A 20649-nucleotide genomic window follows, 5' to 3' on the forward strand; every position below is an offset into this window, starting at 1 on the left:
CTTGGAGGATTGCATGATTCTAGTCGTATTGGAACACGACGGCCAGCGCCTGCGCAAAGGCGCTCTGGAAGCCATCAGCCGGGCCCGGCAAATCGGCGCTTTGGGGGCTATTGCCGGGGTGGTGATCGGTGAAAACACCCAGGCCGTAGCCCAGGAGGCGGCCCAGTACCTGCCCACGGTCTATGCCGCCGAGGTGGGCTCTTACACACCCGAGAAGTGGGCCGAGGCGGCCTACGCTGCCGCCCAGAAAAGCGGGGCGAAGGTGGTGGTGGCCAGCGGAGGCCGCCAGAGCCGTACCTGGACGGCCCGCCTGGCCTACAAGATGAAGGCCGGCTTGCTGGAAGACACCCTCGAGACCAGCGCGGACGGCCAGCACATCATCGGCGTGCGCTATAGCTTTTTGAACCGCGTGACCGAGAAGCAAAAAGCGGCGCTGCCGGTGGTGTTTACCGCCAAACCCAACACCACCCCCCTGGCCGAGCCAGCCGGTAGCAGCGGGGTGGTGGAGGCCCTCGAGGTCAGCCTGCCCCCTACGGTGGAGGTGCTCGAGCGCCTGAGCGAGCAGAAGAAGGGTGTCTCGCTCACCGAGGCCACCGTGGTGGTGACCGGCGGGCGCGGGCTAGGCAGCCCCGAGGCTTTTGCGGGCGTGGAGGAGCTGGCAAGCGCACTCGGCGCCGCCGTGGGCGCGACCCGCGCGGTGGTGGACGCGGGCTGGCGGCCCTACGGCGAGCAGGTGGGGCAGACCGGCAAAACCGTCCAGCCCAACGTCTACATCGCCCTGGCGGTTTCGGGCGCGGTGCAGCACCAGGCCGGCATGAACAAGAGCAAGTACATCGTGGCGGTCAACAAAGACGCCGAGGCTCCCATCTTCAAAATTGCCGACTACGGCGTTGTGGGCGACGTACACCAGGTGCTGCCCGCGCTGATAGATGCGGCCAAGAAGCTGAAGGACTAATATGCATTTCGGCAGTATCGTTTACTTTGACTAGCCTAAACGATACTACCGAAATGCTTTTCTACTCCCATCCGTCGGCTTGAATCCTTCACCTCGGACTACGCCCTACGGTGAAGGATTCAAGCGAAACTGGTATGAGGACTCCTTTCTTACATTTTCGTACACCAATCTGTACTACCATTTTGGAGTATGAGCAACACCAAACTCAGTGTCAGTGTGGACAGCCAACTGGCCCAATTCATCGAGCGCTACCAGGCGGCGCACGGTATGCCCACCAAGTCGGAGGTGGTAGAGCGGGCCCTGAGCCTCTTGCAAAAAAACGAGTTACGCCGGCAGTACACCGAAGCCTACCAAGAATGGCTCGAGAGCGGCGAGGCCGAGGTCTGGGAGGTAACCGTAGGGGACGGGCTGGACGAACCCGCCCCCAAATCCAGAAAACGGAGACGCCAGAAATGAGGCGTGGCGACATCTATCTCGCCGATCTGGAACCCACTAGAGGTTCCGAGGCTAACAAACGCCGCCCAGTGGTAATTGTGAGCAACGACGAATCGAACGAAGTGGTGGAGCAGATGGGCGCGGGTATGGTGACCGTAGTGCCGCTCTCCACCAACACCGAGCGCATCTACAACTTTCAGGTGTTTTTACCCGCCGAGGCTACCGGTCTCTCGCAGGACAGCAAAGCCCAGGCCGAGCAAATTCGTGCGATTAGCACCAACCGCATCTCACGGCTGATAGGGCACGTACCAGAACAACACATGCAAGCGTTAGACGCAGCACTCAGGCTTCATCTGGCACTGTAGGCAGTGCTCCGGGCCTGATAGATGCGGCCAAGAAGCTGAAGGACTAAAGCACAACTTCGCGCATCACCCGTTCACGGATGCGTGGTTGGAGGCTGCTGGGTGTCGCCAAATCCACCTTCTGGCCCAGCCATTTTTCCAATGCAAACTGAATGCTCAGAAACTCGAAATAACCCATCGGTCTGCTTAGTTCTACCAGAATGTCCACGTCGCTCCCCGCATGATCTTCGTCACGGGCTACCGAGCCAAACAGATAGGCCGCCGAAACCCCCAGGCTTTCCAGGTCGGCTTTGTGGGCTTTCAGGATGGGAAGAACTTCGGCACGGCACATGGACACCAGTCTAGCACCTGCTTCCAGAGTCACAGGAGCGGCCAAAAATCTAACTCTTTATTTTGAGCTTTGTCGTGACCGACTCTGCCTCGAAGAACAGAGCAGCAGGTAGGCTCTTGGGCCTCGAGGCCTAAACCACCCCGAAAGCCGCCAATAGAAAAACCCACCCCGTGATTGGGGTGGGTTCCGCCCCAGCCCTGCCTACTTCACAAAGTTGAAGTTAGCCCGGTAGGTAACGCCGTTGCTGAAGCGCACCACCACCTGGCGGCAGCTCCCCGCCCAGTTCTGCTCGGTTTTCCAGGGGTAGGTGTAGCGGTCCTGGAGGGGGTCGTAGCTCAGACCGCCTTTGCTGCTGGTGGGGTTGGTGCCATTGACCGCAGCGGTAGACCCACAGGGAATAGCCTGCCACCTGGGGTATCCCGGCGCAAAGATGTTGAGCCCCTGGTTGCCACCCAGGCTAAAGATGAGCGGGATAGACCGGCCCGCATTGGCGGTGTTGAAGGCCGGGAAAGGCGGAACGGGGCCAAAGAACCACGCACGCGGCGCAAACAGGTTCAAGCCCACCACCACCGGGTCGTGGTCGGAGGTGCGGTACTGATCGGGGGCGTAGAGCAGGGCCTGTAGGTTGGGGGTCTTGAAATCGGTGTTGTAGTCGAGCACGTTGGGTTCATCGGCGTTGATGTGGTACTCGGCCACCCCCGACACCTGGGCGTCCAGCGAGGCCGAGGCCAGCGCGTAGTCGAGGTAGCCCCACTGCCCGTCGAACACGTACGAATACGCATCGGGGCCCAGACGGGTCTCGAGTAGGTTGATAAAGCCTGCGTTTTTGAGGGCGGTAATGGGGTCTTCCTGGGCATAGGAGTTGTAGTCGCCAATCAGGAGAATGTCCGGGTCGGCAATGCCGGTGGGGTTCGTGGCCAGCCAAGCCGCCAGTTGCTGGGCGGCCCTGGTACGCACCGCATTACAGTTGCCCTGGCCATCGCCCTGGTCGGGCAGGTCGCAGGCCGAACCCTTGCTCTTGAGGTGGTTCACGTTCACGATAAAAATGGCCCCATTATCGTTTTGCTGGAAGGCTTGGGCCAGCGAGGCCCGGTTGCGCGGGGTCCTGTCGCCGCCGTTGATAAATTCCGGGGTGTTGAGCACCGCGGTCTGTCCCACCGGGGTCACACGGGCCGGCTTGTAAATCAGGCCCACCTTGATGGCGTCGGTACCCAGGGCGTTCACCTGCCCGGTGGCCGCGTCGGCATCAATAAAGGCATAGGTTCCGGGGGCGGTGGCTTCGTTGAGCTTGTTCACCAAAAAGGCAATGGCGCTATCGGGACCGTAGCCGTCGTTTTCCATCTCGTTAAAGCCCAGCACATCGGGGTTCATGACCAGGATGGCCGCCACCGTCTTGGGCCACTGGCGGTTGAACTCGGCCAGGGTATCGGCCCCGCGGCAGTCGGTGGCCGGGCCGCCAACGCCATTGGTGCAGTTGTCCACGGTGTCGGGCAGGCCATCAAAAGTGTTGAAGAAGTTAAGTAGGTTGAACCCCACCACCCGCAGCGTGCCACCCACACTGGGCACGGTGGTGGGGCGCGGGTTGGCCGCCACAAAATTTACCGAGCCATTCAAAGCCCCAATGGGCCGCACCCGGTAGGCATTCCCGCTGGCGGCATTGCCGGCCCAGGTGTAGGTCATCACCCCCACGATGCCGGTAGCGGTGTCGCCCCCGCGAAGGGTGTTGCTGGCGCTCAGGGGCTGGCCGTTCCGCCCAAACAGGATGGGGTCGGGGTTCTGGTTTTGCAGGGCATCGTCCAGGATGATGCGGTTGAGGTTGTTCTGGGCTTGCAGGGCGTTGGCGGCAGCGCCAGGGGTGGTGACATTGGTGGGCTGCTTCAGCCGCCCGCCTGAGGAGAGCACCATCTGTCCAAAGCGCCCAAGCTGGAAGTGCTCGGTTACATAAAGGGTCTGGGGCAGCCGCACCAGCATGCCCTCGTAGCGCTCGGCCTCGGTGGCCGAAGCGAAGGGCAGGGTCACGTCGGTGGGCGTGACGGTTCCGGTTCCGCACTTGGTAATGGAGGTCGCGCTAATCTGGGTCTGGTCCTGGAACTCACCCGCCGTTCCCACCACCCGCACCACATCGCCCAGGCTCACGCTATTGTTGTTGCCGTTGAACACGAAGATGCCATCGGAGGTACTCGCATCCCCGTCACCGCTGGGGTCTTGGATGTAGAAGCCGCGCAAGGTGGGGGAAGAACCTTCATAGTCGCCGACCACCACGCCTTTGGTCACCACATAGCCGGTGATGGCTGCCGACATGCCGCTGCCCTGAATCTGATAGATGGGAGTATGGGGCAGGTCACAGACCGAGACCGGGTTGAAGGCAAGCTCGAGGTTGGCGGTCATGGTGTCGGGGGGGTCGAGGGTATCCACATCCGACACCTGGGCCGCAAACACCGTAAGGGTGCAGCTCTCGCCCGAGGCCAAATCGGTGTTGGGGTTGATGACAAACTGCGTCGAGGTGGCGTTGGCCGTGACCACCGTATCGGCCAAGTTGCGGACACCACTGGTGGAGCAGGTAAGGCCAAACCACGCACCGCTCACGTTCACCGGCTCGCTAAAGGTGAGGGTCAGATTGTCGTCGGGGTTGATGGTGCCGCCCGAGGCCGGAACTGTGGAGACCACACTGGGGGCCGACTCATTGCAAAAGTTGCGGGCCGAGGCGGTGTTGCGGGGGCTGGGGGCGGCTGCTTCAAAATCGGCTGCGTTGTTGTCGGTCTCGGTGCAGCCGTTGCCCTTCCGAAGGGCTGCGGTGGTGTTGGAAAGTGTGGGGGCCGCGCCCGAGCCTTCAAAGAAATTGGCGCCGCCGTATCCCACCAGATCCACAATCTGAGCCAACTTGGCATCGGAGCAAGGGGTGGAACCCCCGTTACAGCCCAGCGGCGTGATGCTCGATACAAGAGCAACCTTCCCAGCCCCCGCCGCCATCGCAATCGGGGTGGAATCCACCAGATCCGGCGTGGGAAGCGGTGCGCCTGTCGTACCCCCTGCCTGCTGCACCAGGTAGTACTGTCCAGGCTGTAGGGTCACGTTGGGCAGTTCGGTAAACTGGGTGCTGCTGGCGCCAAAATTGCCGTTTCCGGTCGCACTGGCGTACTGGATAGACCCGCCGTTCAAAGACACCGGCGTGGTGCCGCGGTTGAACAGCTCTACAAAGTCGTGGGTATAGGGCGCCCCGCTGTTGCCACCCCCGCCGTAGACCTGGCTGATCACCACCCCATTCGAAACCGCCCGGGCGCTGAGCCTGGCTTGGGGTTGCGCGGGCGGAGCCTGCGTACACGCCGCTAGTACGATTAAGACGAGCGATAGAACACCCACATGTAGCTTCATTCATCCTCCTGGCCGAACTGTATTGATCCACCGTCAGGGCAGTGTCGCATCCCAGCCCCCATAAAAACGCTTTTGCCTAGCCTAACGCACCGGTGCGTTTCTTTCCTACATTACATGGGCATGTCTTTTGTCAAAAAATACCCCACTCCGGATATGGAGTGGGGTAGCAGAAGAGACGGGGCTATTCCGAGGCGCCAATGCCCTCGAGGCGGGTCAGGAAATCGGCATAGCCGGGGAAGACATCGAGCACCCAGGTCTGAAAGCTGCGATCTAGGCCGAAGAAAAAGCCCACCGCAAAAAGCACCATCACCAGCCCAAAGCCGCGCTGAATACGGGGCAGGTTGTTCATCAATCCGGGGACACGGTTCAGGAGCCTGCGACCCCCCAGCATCACCGCCAGCATCGGGATGGCAGTTCCCAGCGAGAAAGCCAGTGTCACCAGGGCAGCCTGTCCAGTCACGCTGCCACTCAGGGCAAGGGTAATCACGCTGGCCATGATCGGGCCGACGCAGGGTGTCCACAGCACCCCCAGGGTTGCACCCACAGCCATGCCACCCCCGAACCCGTCACCTTGCACCTGCTTCATGCTACTCAGGCTGCGGCTGGTCAGGCCCTCGAAACCTTTGTGTAGGGAAGGAACCAACAGCACCAACCCAAAACCCAGCAGCAGGGCAATCGAGACATGGCGCAGGGTGTCGGGTGGGATGTTCAGCGCGGTGACGATGGCGCTGAGGAACAGCGTGACTACCGTAAAAGACGTGATAAAGCCCAGGATGATGCCGTAGGGCCGCAGACGCCCACCTACCGCGCCCGAGAGCAGGAAGGGCAGCACCGGTAGCACGCAGGGCGAGGCCACCGTGACCATGCCGGACAGAAAGGCGAAGAAGGCGGTCAGCATAAAAAAATCAGGCTTGGGGCTTAGGGTAGGCGCTTTGCACCAAGAGGAAAGGGTGTGGAGCGCAGCTTACCCGGCCCGGCGCTTTTAGCGCGTATTCGTCACAATCTCGGCCAAGTTGCCGCCGCTCCACTTTTTCAAGGCATTGCCTTTGGCATCTACCCACACGAAGGTGTGTTGACGAACGATGCCATACTTGCTTTTGAGGGTGGTTTCTTTGTCGTAATCGGTTTTGAAGATCACCAGTCCTTGGGGGATTTCGCCCAATTTAGCGTTGATGTCGCGGTCGGCGGCTCGGCAGGTGGGGCACCAGCTTGCTGCAAAAAACAACACCCGCTTCTGGTTACTGGCCTCTTCAAAAGCCTGGGCACTGTACTCCATATAAGCGCTGGACTTGGCCATGCTGCCTTGCGCCTGGGTCTGCGCTACCTGCATCCACACCACCGCTGCCACAACACCCACCAATCCCCACAACAGTTTTTTCATGTGATCCTCCTGGGTGGCCCAATTTCGACCACTTGAGGGGCTGTACGTAGGCCCAACAAAAATCGGATACGGAGCAGCTTCGTATGAGTTGCTGTTCCGTGTTCAGAAACGTGTTTGGGGAATTCTTTGACGCCTACGTCAGCCTCTCCCGCAGAGCTTGACAAAATCCGCCCAGAAGCTTCTTTGACACGAATGGGGCGGTTTGCAAATGGCTGAAACCACCCAGGTTTCGTGCATCGGTGTGCCTTCCGCGGCCAGTGCTCTCACGTAGAATGGCCTGGTGTCGTTGTCTTTTCAGTTGCGAGGCGCACTGTACTACTTTGGGTTTTGGGGGGCCAATGGACTGTACCAAGGCTTTTTAGGCGTGCATTTTCGCGAACTCGGATTAAATCCAACGCAGATTGGCATCGCCATCGCCCTCTTTCCTTTGTGCAATTTGCTTTTTAGCCCGCTGGTGGCGGCCTGGGCCGATGCGCGGCAAAAGCGGGTGGCTGTGCTCAGCGTTTCGCTGCTGGCTTTGGCGCTATCGCTGGTAGCGCTCTTTTTTGCCCAGGGCTTTTGGGGGGTGTTGCTGGGTATGGCAGCCTTGGGGCTAAGCCAGGCTTTTGTGTCCCCGCTGGCGGATAGCCTGATTGGTCGAATGGCCAGCCGCAACGGCCTCGAGTATGGACGCATGCGGCTGTGGGGCAGCCTGGGCTTTGCGCTGGCCTCCTCGCTGGCCGGCCTGGCCTGGGCCCGGGTGGGCTACGAGGCCATGTTCATCGTGGCCGCGGTGGCTACCCTGCCGTTGCTGGGCGTGGCCCGCACCTTACCCGAGGTATCGGCGGAGACGGGGGCTCGAGGGGATTTTTTTCAAACCCTGCACGAGCTGTTCCTGCACGACCGGGGCACCCTGCTGCTGCTCCTGGTGGTGCTGTTGATGGGATTTGGGTTGGGGTTGGCGGCCCCTTTTCTGGGGCTGGCCATTCAGGACCGGGGGGGTGCGGCGGCCATGGTGGGATTTTTGTATGGCACCATCGCGCTGGTGGAGATGTTGACCATGCGCTACGAGCGCAGGCTTTCCCGCTGGCTGGGCGACGCAGGGGTGATGATGCTGGCCTCAGGGCTGTATGCCCTGGCCTATCTAGGAATGGCCCTGGCGAACCATCCGGCCCTGATGCTGGCCTGTGGAATGGTAGTCGGGATGGGTTTCGGCCTATTTTTCGTGGGTTCGGTACGCATCATTGACGCCCGCGCCAAGGCCCACCAGGTCAGCACCCTGCAGAGCTTTCGCAATGGGCTGGCGTTTGGTCTGGCCCATTTGATTGCCGGGCCAGCAGGAGGCGCGCTCTACCAGGCCCAGAGCCCCACAGCACTGTTTTTGCTGGTGTCGTTCTTTTTCTCCCTGGCCCTTTGGTTGTTGTGGGGCGCTCGAGGCGCCATCAACACCCTGCCACCCCATTCCCTGCCCCAAAGCAAAACCCTGGCCTAGAGCGGCCAGGACGAGGGAGGAGCAAGTTCAGGTCGCTTTGCCCCTGGTGTTGATCTTAAACGCAGCCCAGATCGGGCAGAAATTGAGGGTCGCGGTTACGGCCATAATCACCCCCAGCAACCCAAACACCCAGGCCCAGATGCCGCTGCTGCCGAAAAAGGCAATCAGGAAAAACACCACCGCCAGGATGTAGCGAATGAGCCGATCCGTGCTGCCTACGTTGGGAATCATAGTTTCCTCCTCGGTGGAAGCAGGCCATGCCTATGGCGCGCGGAAGTCTGCGCATTGGCTATAAACTGGCCCGATTCACCCTACATTTTACATCCCACCCAGTTAAGAACATCTACCCTTCTGTTTACATTTATGGCCTATCCGCATGGCGCTAGGCCTTGCGCTGGGGCACCGGGCAGGTATTGATGCCCAGGAGCGCATACAGCGGGCAGAAGCCGACAACCGACGTCAAAAGCATGACCACACCCAGGCCCGCCGCCACATAGACCCACACCCCTGCAGCCACCGCAAAAGCCAGCAGGAAAAACACCACCGCCAACGCCAGACGGATGATCCGGTCGGTTGTACCTTCGTTGGGTTTCATATTCTCATCCTCGAGCTGGTTTGTTCTACTTTGGGAACAGAACCGTTTCTCTAGTTGTTAAGGTATACTGAGTTTAATGCTATATCAATAGTGAAAATAGCGAAAATATCTATGGCGAACGGGCGGGCGGCTGAACAGCCCATCCGCACGCAGAGTCCGGCACAAAGGTGAACAGGAGCGACCATGAACACCCCCCGCCAACTGATGGAATACCTCAAGCAGCACGGCCCCAGCACCATCAAGGAGCTGATGGCCCACCTGGGCCTGAGCGAGACCGCGGTTCGGCACCAGCTTAGCAGCCTCGAGAAAAGCGGCTGGCTGGCCAAAGAGCAGCGCCGCCTGGGCAAGGGCCGCCCGGCCACGGTCTACAGCCTGACCAAGGCTTCGGAAGGCCTCTTCCCCAAGCGCTATCCCGAGTTGCTGGATGCGGTGCTGGCGGAGGCCGAGCGCGAAGGCCTGATCGAGCGGCTGCTGGAGGGGGTGGCCGAGAGCATGGCCCGGGAATTGCGGCAAAAGCTCGAGGGTCTCGAGGGGCGGGCCAAGCTGGAGGCGCTGCTGGAGTATATGGACTATGGCGACATGCTGGGCACCCTGGAAGAAACCCCGGCTGGCTGGGAGCTCAGAGCCCACAACTGTTTGTACTACGCCACCGGACAGCGTTTCGAGCCGGTGTGCGACCTGCCCCCTAAGGTGATTACCAAAGCCACCGGACTACCCGCCGAGCGCCCTTTCTGTCAGCGCGATGGAAAGCGGGCCTGCCACTTTCTGATTGCCAGAACTTAGCGGAAAGTATCGCAGCGGTTGGGATCGCCGGTCTGGAAACCCCGGTTAAACCAGCCCACCCGCTGCTCCGACGAACCATGGGTAAAGGCTTCGGGCACCACATAGCCTTGCGAGCGGCGCTGGAGGTTATCGTCGCCGATAGCACTGGCTGCGGCGATGGCCCCCTCCACATCGCCAAACTCGAGCAAACCCCGCCGCTGGGCGTAGTGGCCCCAGACCCCGGCCAGACAGTCGGCCTGCAACTCCAAGCGCACCGAAAGCTGGTTGGCCACCGTTTGGCTGCTGCGGGCTTGCTGGGCCCGCACCTTGTCGGAAATGCCCAGCAGGTTTTGGATGTGGTGGCCCACCTCGTGGGCAATCACATAGGCTTTGGCAAAATCGCTGGTCTGCCCCCGGGTCAGGCGCTCCATCTGATCGAAGAAGCTAGTGTCCAGATACACCTTGGCATCGCGGGGGCAATAAAACGGCCCCACCGCGGCATCGGCAAACCCACAAGCCGACTCCACCTGTCCACCGAACAACACCAGTTGCGGGGGCTGATAGCCCTGGATCAGCTGCCCCCAGGTGTCTTCCAGATCCCCCACGATAGAGCGCACAAACTGGCTATCGCGGTCGTTGGCGGGCGCGTTTTGCGGTGCAGGGGCCGTGGTAACGGTTCCTCCCTGGAGTTGCGAGAGGATATCGGCAGGGTTGACCCCAAACAGCAGCCCCCCCAGCAAGGCTAATATCACTGCCCCAATGCCGATGCTAGTGGGGCCGCCCATGCGGGGGCCGCGTCCCCGCCGGTCTTCCACGTTCTGACTCTTGCGCAAATCTTCCCATTTCATGCTTCACTCCTTCAATCGTTCTTGAATTTGCCGCAGGTGGTGTCGCTCGTGGTAGACCAGGGTTTGCAGCCATCCCAGGGCGGTCAGGTCGCCGAAAAAGGGGTGTCCATAGGTAGGTGGGTGGGGTAAGCGTTCGCCGCTCTCGGCCACCTCGGTCAGCACCCGCATACGCATAGCTTGCAAGCGCTCCAACACCTCTGAGCGGGACAATTCCCCTTTAGGGTACATTAGAGGTGGAGCCAGGGGGCGGCCATCGGGGCGGGTCTGTCCAGCCGGCGAGGGTGGAAAGGGGTCGGCCTCGCCCAGTGCCACCTTGCGCAACCGGCGGATGATTTTTCCTGCCGACTCTTCCACCCGCGAGATATGCTCCAACACCTCTGCCGGGCTCCAGACCTCCACGCCAGGCCGATGCAATAGCTGCTCGTCGGACAGGCTCTCCACAAAATGCAGCAATTCGCGCCTCGAGCGCTCCAAATGTTTGAGGCAATTCTCGGCATCGCCAAAGCGACCCAACATCTCCTGGGCTGTTGTCATGCCGGTATTGTACAGAACTCGGGAGGCCGCGCACCAAACAAGGCCAGACCCCAATCGCACGGGACCTCGCAGTACCCAAAAGCGACCCCGCAGGGCCGCTAAAGAACCTTCTTGACCGAATTGGAGCTACACCTTATCGAAGGCTTCGCATAGCTTGCTGCTCGAGGGGAGGGAGATCAGGCCCTTGAGGTAGAGTTCGTGTACGGCATCAATCCCAGCAATTTGCTGCAACTGATCGAGGGTCACTTGCACATCATGGCCTGGCAAGTGCACCTTGACCTGGTTCATGGTACCTGGAACCCACTCACACTGGATGCCTCCCACTGTCGTCACCCCCTGTTGAAGCGTCTGCATACCTGCCTCCCTTGCTGCCGAAAGAGACCTGCACTTTGTTAGACGTTTATAGCCTAATGTGTGTGGATTACAGTAGTGAGAAATGTCCCACCATTGGTAATTATCTAAACAACTTGTTGTAGACAATATTCTATTGGGTTTTTATGAGGATTGGTTCAGAGGCCTGAAACAGCCTGAACAACACTTTGCTAGGAGAAGATTGGAACTATCTCCAATTACTCCACCTAGGCCTTGCCAGGCCTCGAGGGGTATGGGAATTTCCGAGTCTGCGTTTAAGAGACCCTCGAACGCACCCACAGGCGAAGTCGCTTACGCAATTCTGGCGCAAAGCACTGGGCCAAGCCGGAACCTAACCGGCGTGGTAAGTGAGGGGCGCGTTTAGCGTCACTCACGCACGGAGTTGGTATAAGATACGGAGGTTATGGTCTCTATTGACTTATCCGGCAAAAAGGCCCTGGTCATGGGCGTGACCAACGAGCATAGCCTGGGCTGGGCCATCGCCGAGAAATTGTATGCCGCCGGCGCGGAAGTGGCTTTCAGCTATCAAGGGGAGCGGCTAAGGGAGAAGCTAGAAAAACTGACCGCTGGGCGTCCCCATCAACGCCTCTACGAGGTGGATGTGACCAACGAGACCGCGCTCAAGGCCATGTTTGCCGATCTGGGAACTGCCTGGGGAGGGCTGGACTACCTGGTTCACTCCATCGCTTTTGCCCCACGCCCAGCCATGGAAGGGCGGTTTGTGGATACCACCGCCGCCGACTGGAACACCGCCCTGCAGGTCTCGGCATACTCGCTGGTCGCCGTAGCCCGCGAAGCTGAGCCGTTGCTACGGGAAGGGGGTAGCCTGGTCACCCTGACCTACTACGCTTCGGAAAAAGTGGTGCCCAAATACAACGTGATGGGCATTGCCAAGGCCGCTCTGGAAGCCAGCGTGCGCTACCTGGCCTATGAGTTGGGGAAGAAAAACATCCGGGTCAATGCAGTCAGCGCCGGGGCCATCCGCACCGTAGCTGCCATGAGCATCCCTGGCTTTCGCAAGATGGTGGCCAAGTACAACGCCACAGCCCCCCTGGGCCGCATGATTACCCATGAGGAAGTGGGCAACCTGGGCTTGTATCTGCTCTCTCCCCTATCCAGCGGAACCACCGGCCAGACGGTGTATGTGGATGCGGGCTACAACATCATGGGCATGAGCTGGGATGAAGAAGAGATCTGATTAGACCACTTTACAAGCAATGAGACTGTGGTCTCTTACGCCTCAACCCTCCATGCCCAACGACCCATGAGGCCAACATGGATAGCAGAGATTTATTCCTGCACGCTTCCATCACCGAGTTCCACCGCTACAAGACCTTGGCCGATCAAGCCCTGGCACAGGTTTCGCGGCAGGCTTGGTTCTACCTTCCTGCCGAACAGAGCAACACCTTGACACACATCGTCAAGCATGTGGCCGGTAATCTACATTCGCGCTGGACAGATTTTCTGACCAGTGATGGAGAGAAACCCGACCGGCACCGCGACAGCGAATTCGAGTTGGATACAAACGACAACATAGAGAACTTGCAAGCGCGTTGGGAGGCAGGCTGGCAGGCCGTCCTGAATACGCTGGAGGCCTTATCGGTAGATGATCTTGGGCGTACCATCTTCATTCGCGGCCAGCCCCATACGGTAGTCGAGGCCATCCAACGTTCCATCACCCATACGGCCTACCATTACGGCCAGATCGTACAACTGGCCAAGCAAATCCGGGGTGCGGATTTCGAGAGCCTGTCCATCCCTAAAGGGCAATCCGAAGCCTTCTCGCAAGCTCTACAAGAAACATACAAAAACAAGCGGGGCTAACCCCGCTTCCAACACAGCTTATGCAATTACTGCGAACTGGATGCAGTCCCCCTAGGAATGGCCGATCAGCTCATCAGCTAAAACCCCTACGGGAAACATTTAGCGACGCTTGCGCCCACCCTTTCCACCACCCGGCTTTTTGCTGCCACCGCCACCAAAACCACCTGAGCCACGCAAAAAGCTTTTGAGTTTGTTCTCAAACTCGGGGGCCTGGCGGGGCAAGCGCTTGGGCCGGGGGGGCTCCACGGGAGCCGGGGTAAGTTCTTTGATGGAAAGGTCGAGGCGGCCTTTATCGTCACGGCCCAGCACCAGCACCGAGACCACATCCCCTTCGTTCAAGTGATCGCGAATGTTCTTGACAAACTCGTGGGCTACCTGCGAGATATGCACCAGACCCGATTCCCCAGTGGGAAACTCGATAAAAGCCCCAAACTCCATGATTCGCGTGACGCGACCTTCTACGATTGCACCGGCTTCAAGCTCCATTCAGGCGTTCCTCCAAAACGACGCGAAATCCCATAACACAAGTGTACTCGAGCTGTGGGGGATTCACGATGCTTCACTATATCATCTACCGCTCATTTCACCGCAAAAGCATCTCGGGTCTTACACCAACTCTGCAAGTGGGCGGTGCTGGGCACGTCCGGGGTCTCTCCCGTCGCTTTTCGGGTTAGCTACAAGCAGAGACGTTTTTAGGTGATTCCCAAGAGGGGCCTGGGGTATTTTTTGTAACGTATTTCCAACACCAACTAAAAAAAGTGATATATTAGAACCACGGAGGAGTTTCAAATGATCGCTGACCGCCCCAAGGATTTGTGGTTTGAGCTGGATAGCGAGGAGCGCCAGATAATTGGTGCTTTACGGGATTTTTTACAGGCCGAGGTGGCCCCCACCGCCGCCGAACGCGACGAGACCGGAGCCTTTCCGTTTGAAATCGCGAAGAAGCTGGGCGAGATGGGTGTGATGGGAGCCCAGGTACCCGAGCAGTACGGCGGGGCGGGACTATCTACGCGCGTTTTTGCCCGCGTTATCGAAGAAATTGCAGCGGTAGATGGTTCGCTGGCGCTTACCGTGGCCTCGCACAACAGCCTGTGCACCGGCCATATCTTGATTGCTGGCAACGAGCAGCAGAAGCGGCACTATCTACCCCGGCTGGCCTCCGCCGAGGTGCTGGGGGCCTGGGGCCTCACCGAACCCGGCAGCGGTTCGGACGCGGCGGCCATGCGCACCAAAGCCGAAGACACCGGCTCGAGCTGGGTACTGAACGGTTCCAAGCAGTTCATCACCCAGGGGTCGGTGGCTGGAGTGTACGTGGTCAATGCTCGCACCGATGCCGCCCCCAGCGAGGAAAAGAAGCACCTGGGGCTTTCGGCAGTGGTGTTTGAGGCCCCCATTCCGGGCCTGCGGATTGGGCGCAAAGAGAAGAAGCTGGGGCTCAACGCTTCGGACACGGCACAGATTATTTTTGAGGACATTGCCTTGCCCAAAGAAGCCTTGCTGGGCGAGCGGGGCAAGGGCTTCTACGATGTGATGAAGGTGCTGGAGGGCGGGCGCATCGGCATTGCCGCGATGGCGGTGGGGCTAGGGCGGGCCGCCATGGAGTTTGCGGCCAAATATGCCCTACAGCGCGAACAGTTTGGCAAGCCCATTGCCGAGTTCCAGGCGGTCTCGCACAAGCTGGCCGACATGGCCACGCAGCTAGAAGCCGCCCGGCTTTTGTACCTGAAGGCCGCCGAACTGCGCGATGCCGGTAAGCCCTTCGGCCCGGCCGCGGCCCAGGCCAAGCTTTTCGCCTCGGAGGTGGGCGTACAGGCCTGCGACGAGGCCATCCAGATCCTGGGTGGCTACGGCTACATCAAGGAGTATCCGGTCGAGCGCTTCTGGCGCGACGCCCGCCTGACCCGCATCGGAGAAGGGGCCAGTGAAGTTTTGAAGGTCATCATCGCCAAGAATCTGTTGTCGCAATACCGGTGACAAGAGGTAGAACACCCCGGCGGGTTGGCGAGAGGGGGAGGAAAGAGGGACGAGAAAATTGATGGGGGCCTCCCCTCGCTTTCCTCGCTACAAAACGCTTCATCGTAGATAAACCTTCTTCCCTTGTTTCCCCTCCCAGCACAAAGCGTTTCCCTGCTATTCTTGGCCCGTGTACGAACTGCTCAAACCCTGGCTGTTCCGTCAAGACCCCGAGGCCATCCACGAGCGGGTGATGCACGGCCTGGCCTGGCTGGGTCAGCGGGGGCCCAGCCTCGAGCTCATCCGGCAGCTCTTTAGCCTGCGCGACCCGCGCCTCGAGGTCACGGCCTTTGGCCTGCACTTCCCCAACCCCATCGGCCTGGCCGCGGGTTTCGACAAAAACGCGGTGGCCGTGCGAAGCTGGGCCGCCCTGGGCTTCGGGCACGTGGAGATTGGCTCGGTCACAGCCCTACCCCAGCCAGGCAACCCCAAGCCCCGCCTGTTTCGGCTGCCCCAGGATCAGGCGCTAATCAACCGCATGGGTTTCAACAACGAAGGGGCCGAGGCCATCGCCCGCAGGCTAGAACGCTTACAACAAACCTTTGGCCGGCCCCCGCTGCCGCTGGGGATCAACCTGGGCAAGTCCAAAGTCACCCCCCTGGAGGAAGCCCCACAGGACTACCTGCAAAGCCTCTCCCGCCTCTGGCCGTATGGCGACTACTTCGTCATCAACGTAAGCTCCCCCAACACGCCGGGCCTCCGGGCCTTGCAGGACAAAGAGCGGCTGGAAGAGCTGCTGGCCGCCCTTACCAGTTTTGTGCAGGGCCGCAAGCCCCTGCTGCTCAAAATTGCCCCCGACCTCACCTGGGAGCAGATCGACGAGATTCTGGGCCTGGTGGAAGATTACCGGCTCGCCGGCCTGATCGCCACCAATACCACCACCGCCCGCACCGGGCTGCAAACGCCCATAGACGAAGCCGGCGGCCTCTCGGGCAGACCCTTGCGGGCGCGCTCGCTCGAGGTGCTCCGATACCTGCACGCGCGGCTGCAAGGCCGCCTGCCCATCGTCTCGGTGGGGGGTATTTTCGGCCCGGAGGACGTGTGGGAACGGCTGGAGAACGGGGCTGCGCTGGTGCAGGTGTACACCGGCTTGGTCTACCAGGGGCCCTTGATGGTGAAAAAGCTGTGCAGGGGGCTGCTGGAAAGAATGGAGCGAGAAGGTTTGCGCAGCCTGAGAGAGCTCAGTTCGACTCCATAACCAGCCGTTCGCGGATTTTCTCGAGCTCCCCTTCGGTAGCAGACTCGCCATCCCGGATGGCCTGCTCGAGCTGCTGGAAGCTAAAAAGCCCGATGCCCTCGAGCCTGGGCCGCAGCACCAGGTCGGGGCGCGAGACTGCCAGCTTCACCTCGGCCAGCCGAATCTGCATAATCTCCACCGAACGGTACACGTTCTGGATGGGGTTGGCGTCAATGCCCCGGCGGAAAATCTGCTGCCACCAGGTTTTCTTCTGCGGGTGCTCGCGCAGCACCTCCAGCGGGGTCACATCCACCGCAATCACCCGCTCGGCCCCCAGGAAGCGGGCCAGATCCACCGGAATCTGGTTTAAGATGCCGCCGTCGGCCAGCAGTTGTTCCCCCACCCAGATGGGGCTGATCACCCCTGGGTAGGCAATCGAAGCCCGAATGGCCTGAAACACATCGCCCTGGCGAAAATACACCTCGGTTCCGGTAACCAGGTCGGTGGCGGTGATGCCCAGGGGAATGGGAAAATCTTCCATCTGGCGGGGCACATAGGGCTCCAAAAAGCGCACCAGCTCGCTGAAGTTGAGCATATCGCTCAGGGGGTTCAGGTCCAAAAAGCGCCAGAAGGACACCTGAGACAAAATCCGCTCTACCTCGTCGGCAGAGTGGCCGGTGGCAAAAACCGCCGCCATGATGCTGCCCATGCTGGTTCCGGCGATCACGCTAGGGCGGAACCCTTCGCGCTCCAGCACCCGCATTACGCCGATATGGGCATACCCCCGGGCTCCTCCACCGCCTAAGGCCATTCCAAAACGCTTGAAATCCGGCATGCTCTAGCCTAAACCCAAGTCAGCAAGCACCACATTTAGCCATCGAACTGTGTTTTATAGACGACCTCGAGGGCGCTCCCAGAGCGGTCTCAAGAAACATCCAGGAAGCGCTTTTGGAGTTCTGGGGTGGGCACCATGCAGCGCTCGCGCCGACCAAAGAGGCGGTAACGATTTTTAGCAATCAACCGGTAGGCCCAGTCCCGCAGCCGTTTGGGCAAAAACCACAGCACGGCCGGAATGCTCCACACGCCGCCCAGGCGATAGAGGATGTGGAAGGCCGCATCTGATTCCAGCCAGACCTTCTCCCCCTCAATTACCACCACGCTATCGGCCAAGGCTGCCTCGATAGGGATACTGTGCTGCTGCAGGATTCTTTGCCCGGCCTCAGATTGCTGCGAAGCAAACTGGAAACGTCCGGCTTTATCGTGGCGAATAATAAATTGAACGGTGCTGTTGCAAAGGTTGCACACACCATCGAACAGCACGAGGGTCTTCATAGATTTAGCATAGCCCAGTCTCATCCTTGCTTTTGTGGGTTCGGTTGCGAGCCCAAGAAGCCAGACTCAACAGCCCGGCGCTGGATTTCCGGGATATTTGTAACCCACCTTGCGTCTTAGGCTAACCGTGTTGCTAGAATATGCAACACGGGGTCATCACAGTGAAACTACTAGACAACTACGGGCGAATCATCAAAGACCTGCGGCTTTCGGTCACGCCGCGCTGCAACCTGCACTGCCTGTACTGCCATCCACTGGGCTGGGAACAGTCGGAGCCCCCCGGCACCCTCTCGGTTGAAGACACCCGCCACTTCCTGAGGGCCATGCAGTTGCTGGGCCTCGAGTCGGTGCGCTTTACCGGCGGCGAGCCCCTGGTGCGCAAAGAACTGCCCCAGATGATCGCGGTGGCCAGTGAGTTGGGCATCCACGACATCGCCATCACCACCAACGGCCTGCTGTTTGCCCGCAAAGCCAAGGAACTGGTAGCTGCCGGTCTCAAGCGGATCAACCTCTCGATGGACGCCGTGACCCCTGAAGTCTTCAAGACCATGACCCGAGGCGGGCAGGTCGAGAAGGTCTGGGAGGCTATCGAGACCGCCTGGGAACTAGGTCTGGGGCCAGTCAAGATCAACGCGGTCATGATTCGGGGTATGAACGAACAGGAGGTAATTCCGCTGGCCTCGCTCTCGCTGGAAAAGCCCCTCGAGGTGCGTTTCCTGGAGTACATGCACCTCGACAACTCCAACCCCGAGCTATACCAACAGCGCTTTATTGCCGGAGCCGAAACCAAAGCTAAAATTGAAGCCCACTTCGGGCCGCTTGAAAAGGTAGACAACGACCCCACCGCTCCTGCCAGGGTCTATAAAATTCCGGGTGCAGCAGGCAGCATCGGTTTCATCAACCCCGTCGCGGAGCCTTTTTGCTCCAAGTGCTCCCGCCTGCGCCTAACCTCCGACAAAAAAATCCGGCCCTGTTTGCTGACCGATTTGGAGATGGACATCGCCTGGGCCTTCGAGGCCGAGAACCCTGTTGAGGCCCTGGTAGACGCCATTCTGCTGGCCACCGACCGCAAACCAGCTTTCGGCAACACCCTGCCCACCCTGCGCGAACGGGTGATGGTGGGGATTGGGGGATAGTGTTTCACAGCAAACCACCAGCACCAGCGATTACCTAGGACTTCTGACATGCCTCAGATGGGCTAAAACCGGAGACCTCGAGGAAGGCGAGGGATAACCCCCACGAAATGGTCGGAGCGCACCGTTCTCATGACCCCATCGGCCTACACTGGATGCCATGCGGTTTCACGCCTGGCAATTGTTGTTTTGGCTGCCCTTGTTGGGTCTGTTGACCGGCTGCCCAGCGCCGGTGGTAGAAATTGACCCCAAGGGGCCCATGCAGGTTTGGGCGGTTGGTTCACTGGAACGCATCCGCCCCGAGGACCCCGCCCAACCCCTCCAACCAATCGAACTGTTTGCCGCCAGGGGTGAAACCGAATCGTTCCAGATCATCCTGACCGGCGCCAAAGGGGTGAGGGCCGCAAACCTAGAAGTCTCCGACTTGCGCGGGCCGGGCAGCGCAATCATTCGCAAGGACCACCTCCGCCTCTACCGCCAACACTACGTGCGGGTGGGGGAACCCAGCCCCAGCCTGGGGGATGCCAACCGCTCCCAGGGCGCGGGTTGGTATCCCGACGCCCTCATCCCTTTCGACGCGCCCGGTGGAAGGTTCAAGGCCATCCCGGTGGATGTGAACCCTGGGCAAAACCAGCCCTTCTGGGTGGATGTGTCGGTGCCGCGCGATGCAGTTCCAGGCCAGTATAGCGGCACCTATCGCGTCACCGCTCAAAACGGAACTGTAGAGGGTTCGGTTCGCCTAACGGTCTGGAACTTCGAGCTGCCCCAGCGCCCCCGTCTGCTCTCCTTCGTGCCGTTGTGGAATACCAAAACCAAAGCCGCCCGCCTCGAGCTTCTCAAACACCGCCTGATGCCTGGACGGGTCGAGCCAGGCGAAGTGCGCGAGCTGGTGAGCGAGTTTGGCCTCAACAGCATTGACCTGGGCTTCTGGAGTGGGGCCAATGCCCAGACCTGCCGGGCCAAACCTGCACCCCCGGTGGCAGAGTTGGCCGCTGCGCGGGCCGCCCGCCAGTCCGATGTGCCCATCTACAACTTTGCCTTCGACGAGCTCGGTGTATGTCCCAACGACCTGCTGCCCGACATCCGCGCCTGGGTAGGCAATATGCGGGCGGCGGGCGTGCTGCACCTCAGCACCCTGCACCCGCGCCGCGAATTGCTAGACGATGGCAACGGCAAACCGCTAGTGGACATCTTCGCCATTAATGCGGAGATGTTTGAGGAAGCCCAGCGCACCGGCCTCTGGGAAGCTGCCAGGGCCAAGGGCAGTAGCTTCTGGTACTACACCGCCCTGCTCAACCGCGACACGCCCTTCGCCCCACAGTGGCTTCTCGACTACAGCCCGATGAACTGGCGCATTTCCAGCGGCTTCCTGGCCTATAACTTGGGCTTCACCGGTATCCTAGGCTGGGCCGCCGATTTCTACGACACCAGCCGAGACCAAGACCCCTGGACAGATGTGCGCTACTTCAACGCGCGCCGGGCCTTCAACGGCGATGGGCTATGGTTCTACCCCGGCCGAGACGTGGGCCTGCCCGGCAGCATTGTCCCCTCCATCCGGGCCAAGTGGTTGCGCGATGGCATCGAGGACTACGATTACCTGAGCCTGCTGCGGGCGCGTGGCCTGAACCTGCGGGTGGGTACTGTGGCCGAGGAGATGGCCCGTAGTTTTCGGGACTGGCAGAAAGACCCGGCCGTGCTCGAGCGCGCCCGACAGCGCATTGGAGAAGTGCTGGGTCAGAGCCGGTGAGCCCT

Annotated in this window: 23 protein-coding genes; 11 read left to right on the forward strand and 12 right to left on the reverse strand. The window is 60.3% G+C overall.

What is annotated here, in order from left to right; translation table 11 throughout:
• Positions 1–13 precede the first annotated feature (13 nt).
• From WKI89_RS03655 to WKI89_RS03665, 3 genes are all read left to right on the forward strand, one after another.
• A complete protein-coding gene (locus tag WKI89_RS03655) occupies positions 14–955 on the forward strand; it encodes an electron transfer flavoprotein subunit alpha/FixB family protein (protein ID WP_337867861.1) in 942 nt (313 codons plus the stop codon).
• A 189-nt stretch (positions 956–1144) separates the two neighbouring features.
• The gene (locus WKI89_RS03660; protein WP_337867862.1) at positions 1145–1411 is read left to right on the forward strand and encodes a hypothetical protein; all 267 of its coding nucleotides are present in this window, start codon (positions 1145–1147) and stop codon (positions 1409–1411) included.
• On the forward strand, positions 1408–1755 hold the full coding sequence (locus WKI89_RS03665; protein WP_337867863.1) for a type II toxin-antitoxin system PemK/MazF family toxin: 348 nt from the start codon (positions 1408–1410) through the stop codon (positions 1753–1755). Before WKI89_RS03660 ends, WKI89_RS03665 begins: the two co-directional genes overlap by 4 nt.
• A gap of 43 nt (positions 1756–1798) precedes the next feature.
• Here the strand turns inward: WKI89_RS03665 and WKI89_RS03670 are convergent, their stop codons facing one another.
• The 4 genes from WKI89_RS03670 to WKI89_RS03685 all read right to left on the reverse strand — a co-directional run bounded on the left by WKI89_RS03670 (position 1799) and on the right by WKI89_RS03685 (position 6836).
• Positions 1799–2083 carry a nucleotidyltransferase family protein gene (locus WKI89_RS03670; RefSeq protein WP_337867864.1) on the reverse strand — a complete coding sequence of 95 codons (285 nt, stop codon included), beginning with the start codon at positions 2081–2083 and terminating at the stop codon, positions 1799–1801.
• Positions 2084–2284: 201 nt separating this feature from the next.
• Complete coding sequence (locus WKI89_RS03675; RefSeq protein WP_337867865.1) at positions 2285–5455, reverse strand: ExeM/NucH family extracellular endonuclease; 3171 nt, start codon at positions 5453–5455, stop codon at positions 2285–2287.
• A 181-nt stretch (positions 5456–5636) separates the two neighbouring features.
• Positions 5637–6353 carry a cytochrome c biogenesis CcdA family protein gene (locus WKI89_RS03680; RefSeq protein ID WP_337867866.1) on the reverse strand — a complete coding sequence of 239 codons (717 nt, stop codon included), beginning with the start codon at positions 6351–6353 and terminating at the stop codon, positions 5637–5639.
• An 84-nt stretch (positions 6354–6437) separates the two neighbouring features.
• A complete protein-coding gene (locus WKI89_RS03685) occupies positions 6438–6836 on the reverse strand; it encodes a thioredoxin family protein (protein ID WP_337867867.1) in 399 nt (132 codons plus the stop codon).
• Between the two features lie 280 nt (positions 6837–7116).
• On the opposite strand from WKI89_RS03685, the gene WKI89_RS03690 reads away from it, so the two are divergent.
• Positions 7117–8307 carry an MFS transporter gene (locus WKI89_RS03690; protein WP_337867868.1) on the forward strand — a complete coding sequence of 397 codons (1191 nt, stop codon included), beginning with the start codon at positions 7117–7119 and terminating at the stop codon, positions 8305–8307.
• Positions 8308–8334: 27 nt separating this feature from the next.
• Here the strand turns inward: WKI89_RS03690 and WKI89_RS03695 are convergent, their stop codons facing one another.
• Both WKI89_RS03695 and WKI89_RS03700 read right to left on the reverse strand, forming a co-directional pair.
• Complete coding sequence (locus WKI89_RS03695) at positions 8335–8538, reverse strand: DUF2892 domain-containing protein (RefSeq protein ID WP_337867869.1); 204 nt, start codon at positions 8536–8538, stop codon at positions 8335–8337.
• Positions 8539–8689: 151 nt separating this feature from the next.
• Complete coding sequence (locus WKI89_RS03700; RefSeq protein ID WP_337867870.1) at positions 8690–8902, reverse strand: DUF2892 domain-containing protein; 213 nt, start codon at positions 8900–8902, stop codon at positions 8690–8692.
• A gap of 183 nt (positions 8903–9085) precedes the next feature.
• Here WKI89_RS03700 and WKI89_RS03705 point away from each other — a divergent pair, with 183 nt between their 5' ends.
• Positions 9086–9685 (forward strand): ArsR family transcriptional regulator, encoded by a 600-nt coding sequence (locus WKI89_RS03705; RefSeq protein ID WP_337867871.1) that lies wholly within the window; start codon positions 9086–9088, stop codon positions 9683–9685.
• Here the strand turns inward: WKI89_RS03705 and WKI89_RS03710 are convergent.
• From WKI89_RS03710 to WKI89_RS03720, 3 genes are all read right to left on the reverse strand, one after another.
• The gene (locus WKI89_RS03710) at positions 9682–10512 is read right to left on the reverse strand and encodes a neutral zinc metallopeptidase (protein ID WP_337867872.1); all 831 of its coding nucleotides are present in this window, start codon (positions 10510–10512) and stop codon (positions 9682–9684) included. The two genes, WKI89_RS03705 and WKI89_RS03710, sit on opposite strands and share 4 nt — an antisense overlap.
• Positions 10513–10515: 3 nt before the next feature.
• Positions 10516–11046 carry a DinB family protein gene (locus WKI89_RS03715; RefSeq protein ID WP_337867873.1) on the reverse strand — a complete coding sequence of 177 codons (531 nt, stop codon included), beginning with the start codon at positions 11044–11046 and terminating at the stop codon, positions 10516–10518.
• Between the two features lie 126 nt (positions 11047–11172).
• Positions 11173–11400 carry a hypothetical protein gene (locus WKI89_RS03720; RefSeq protein WP_337867874.1) on the reverse strand — a complete coding sequence of 76 codons (228 nt, stop codon included), beginning with the start codon at positions 11398–11400 and terminating at the stop codon, positions 11173–11175.
• Positions 11401–11821: 421 nt separating this feature from the next.
• On the opposite strand from WKI89_RS03720, the gene WKI89_RS03725 reads away from it, so the two are divergent.
• A complete protein-coding gene (locus tag WKI89_RS03725; RefSeq protein WP_337867875.1) occupies positions 11822–12616 on the forward strand; it encodes an enoyl-ACP reductase in 795 nt (264 codons plus the stop codon).
• Between the two features lie 77 nt (positions 12617–12693).
• Complete coding sequence (locus tag WKI89_RS03730) at positions 12694–13242, forward strand: DinB family protein (protein WP_337867876.1); 549 nt, start codon at positions 12694–12696, stop codon at positions 13240–13242.
• 99 nt (positions 13243–13341) lie between these two features.
• Here WKI89_RS03730 and WKI89_RS03735 read toward each other — a convergent pair whose 3' ends face one another.
• Positions 13342–13728: a S1 RNA-binding domain-containing protein gene (locus WKI89_RS03735; protein WP_337867877.1), complete on the reverse strand. Its 387-nt coding sequence runs from the start codon at positions 13726–13728 to the stop codon at positions 13342–13344.
• Positions 13729–14031: 303 nt separating this feature from the next.
• Here WKI89_RS03735 and WKI89_RS03740 point away from each other — a divergent pair, with 303 nt between their 5' ends.
• Positions 14032–15216: an acyl-CoA dehydrogenase family protein gene (locus WKI89_RS03740; RefSeq protein WP_337867878.1), complete on the forward strand. Its 1185-nt coding sequence runs from the start codon at positions 14032–14034 to the stop codon at positions 15214–15216.
• Between the two features lie 169 nt (positions 15217–15385).
• On the forward strand, positions 15386–16453 hold the full coding sequence (locus WKI89_RS03745) for a quinone-dependent dihydroorotate dehydrogenase (protein ID WP_337867879.1): 1068 nt from the start codon (positions 15386–15388) through the stop codon (positions 16451–16453).
• Here the strand turns inward: WKI89_RS03745 and WKI89_RS03750 are convergent.
• Both WKI89_RS03750 and WKI89_RS03755 read right to left on the reverse strand, forming a co-directional pair.
• Entirely contained in the window at positions 16437–17267 is an 831-nt protein-coding gene (locus WKI89_RS03750; protein ID WP_337867880.1) for a patatin-like phospholipase family protein, read from the reverse strand. The two genes, WKI89_RS03745 and WKI89_RS03750, sit on opposite strands and share 17 nt — an antisense overlap.
• A gap of 89 nt (positions 17268–17356) precedes the next feature.
• Positions 17357–17764 (reverse strand): thiol-disulfide oxidoreductase DCC family protein, encoded by a 408-nt coding sequence (locus WKI89_RS03755; protein ID WP_337867881.1) that lies wholly within the window; start codon positions 17762–17764, stop codon positions 17357–17359.
• Between the two features lie 161 nt (positions 17765–17925).
• On the opposite strand from WKI89_RS03755, the gene moaA reads away from it, so the two are divergent.
• Entirely contained in the window at positions 17926–18900 is a 975-nt protein-coding gene (moaA, locus tag WKI89_RS03760) for a GTP 3',8-cyclase MoaA (RefSeq protein WP_337867882.1), read from the forward strand.
• A gap of 157 nt (positions 18901–19057) precedes the next feature.
• The gene (locus WKI89_RS03765; protein WP_337867883.1) at positions 19058–20644 is read left to right on the forward strand and encodes a glycoside hydrolase domain-containing protein; all 1587 of its coding nucleotides are present in this window, start codon (positions 19058–19060) and stop codon (positions 20642–20644) included.
• Positions 20645–20649: the final 5 nt, after the last annotated feature.

It is taken from the genome of Meiothermus sp. (assembly GCF_037443965.1).
GTDB lineage: Bacteria > Deinococcota > Deinococci > Deinococcales > Thermaceae > Meiothermus.

Excerpts from the sequence above, each read along its gene's own strand:
- WKI89_RS03655 (WP_337867861.1), top strand. The coding sequence starts at position 14 with ATGATTCTAGTCGTATTGGAACACGACGGCCAGCGCCTGCGCAAAGGC.
- WKI89_RS03660 (WP_337867862.1), top strand. The coding sequence starts at position 1,145 with ATGAGCAACACCAAACTCAGTGTCAGTGTGGACAGCCAACTGGCCCAA.
- WKI89_RS03665 (WP_337867863.1), top strand. The coding sequence starts at position 1,408 with ATGAGGCGTGGCGACATCTATCTCGCCGATCTGGAACCCACTAGAGGT.
- WKI89_RS03670 (WP_337867864.1), bottom strand. The coding sequence starts at position 2,083 with ATGTGCCGTGCCGAAGTTCTTCCCATCCTGAAAGCCCACAAAGCCGAC.
- WKI89_RS03675 (WP_337867865.1), bottom strand. The coding sequence starts at position 5,455 with ATGAAGCTACATGTGGGTGTTCTATCGCTCGTCTTAATCGTACTAGCG.
- WKI89_RS03680 (WP_337867866.1), bottom strand. The coding sequence starts at position 6,353 with ATGCTGACCGCCTTCTTCGCCTTTCTGTCCGGCATGGTCACGGTGGCC.
- WKI89_RS03685 (WP_337867867.1), bottom strand. The coding sequence starts at position 6,836 with ATGAAAAAACTGTTGTGGGGATTGGTGGGTGTTGTGGCAGCGGTGGTG.
- WKI89_RS03695 (WP_337867869.1), bottom strand. The coding sequence starts at position 8,538 with ATGATTCCCAACGTAGGCAGCACGGATCGGCTCATTCGCTACATCCTG.
- WKI89_RS03700 (WP_337867870.1), bottom strand. The coding sequence starts at position 8,902 with ATGAAACCCAACGAAGGTACAACCGACCGGATCATCCGTCTGGCGTTG.
- WKI89_RS03705 (WP_337867871.1), top strand. The coding sequence starts at position 9,086 with ATGAACACCCCCCGCCAACTGATGGAATACCTCAAGCAGCACGGCCCC.
- WKI89_RS03710 (WP_337867872.1), bottom strand. The coding sequence starts at position 10,512 with ATGAAATGGGAAGATTTGCGCAAGAGTCAGAACGTGGAAGACCGGCGG.
- WKI89_RS03715 (WP_337867873.1), bottom strand. The coding sequence starts at position 11,046 with ATGACAACAGCCCAGGAGATGTTGGGTCGCTTTGGCGATGCCGAGAAT.
- WKI89_RS03720 (WP_337867874.1), bottom strand. The coding sequence starts at position 11,400 with ATGCAGACGCTTCAACAGGGGGTGACGACAGTGGGAGGCATCCAGTGT.
- WKI89_RS03725 (WP_337867875.1), top strand. The coding sequence starts at position 11,822 with ATGGTCTCTATTGACTTATCCGGCAAAAAGGCCCTGGTCATGGGCGTG.
- WKI89_RS03730 (WP_337867876.1), top strand. The coding sequence starts at position 12,694 with ATGGATAGCAGAGATTTATTCCTGCACGCTTCCATCACCGAGTTCCAC.
- WKI89_RS03735 (WP_337867877.1), bottom strand. The coding sequence starts at position 13,728 with ATGGAGCTTGAAGCCGGTGCAATCGTAGAAGGTCGCGTCACGCGAATC.
- WKI89_RS03740 (WP_337867878.1), top strand. The coding sequence starts at position 14,032 with ATGATCGCTGACCGCCCCAAGGATTTGTGGTTTGAGCTGGATAGCGAG.
- WKI89_RS03750 (WP_337867880.1), bottom strand. The coding sequence starts at position 17,267 with ATGCCGGATTTCAAGCGTTTTGGAATGGCCTTAGGCGGTGGAGGAGCC.
- WKI89_RS03755 (WP_337867881.1), bottom strand. The coding sequence starts at position 17,764 with ATGAAGACCCTCGTGCTGTTCGATGGTGTGTGCAACCTTTGCAACAGC.
- WKI89_RS03765 (WP_337867883.1), top strand. The coding sequence starts at position 19,058 with ATGCGGTTTCACGCCTGGCAATTGTTGTTTTGGCTGCCCTTGTTGGGT.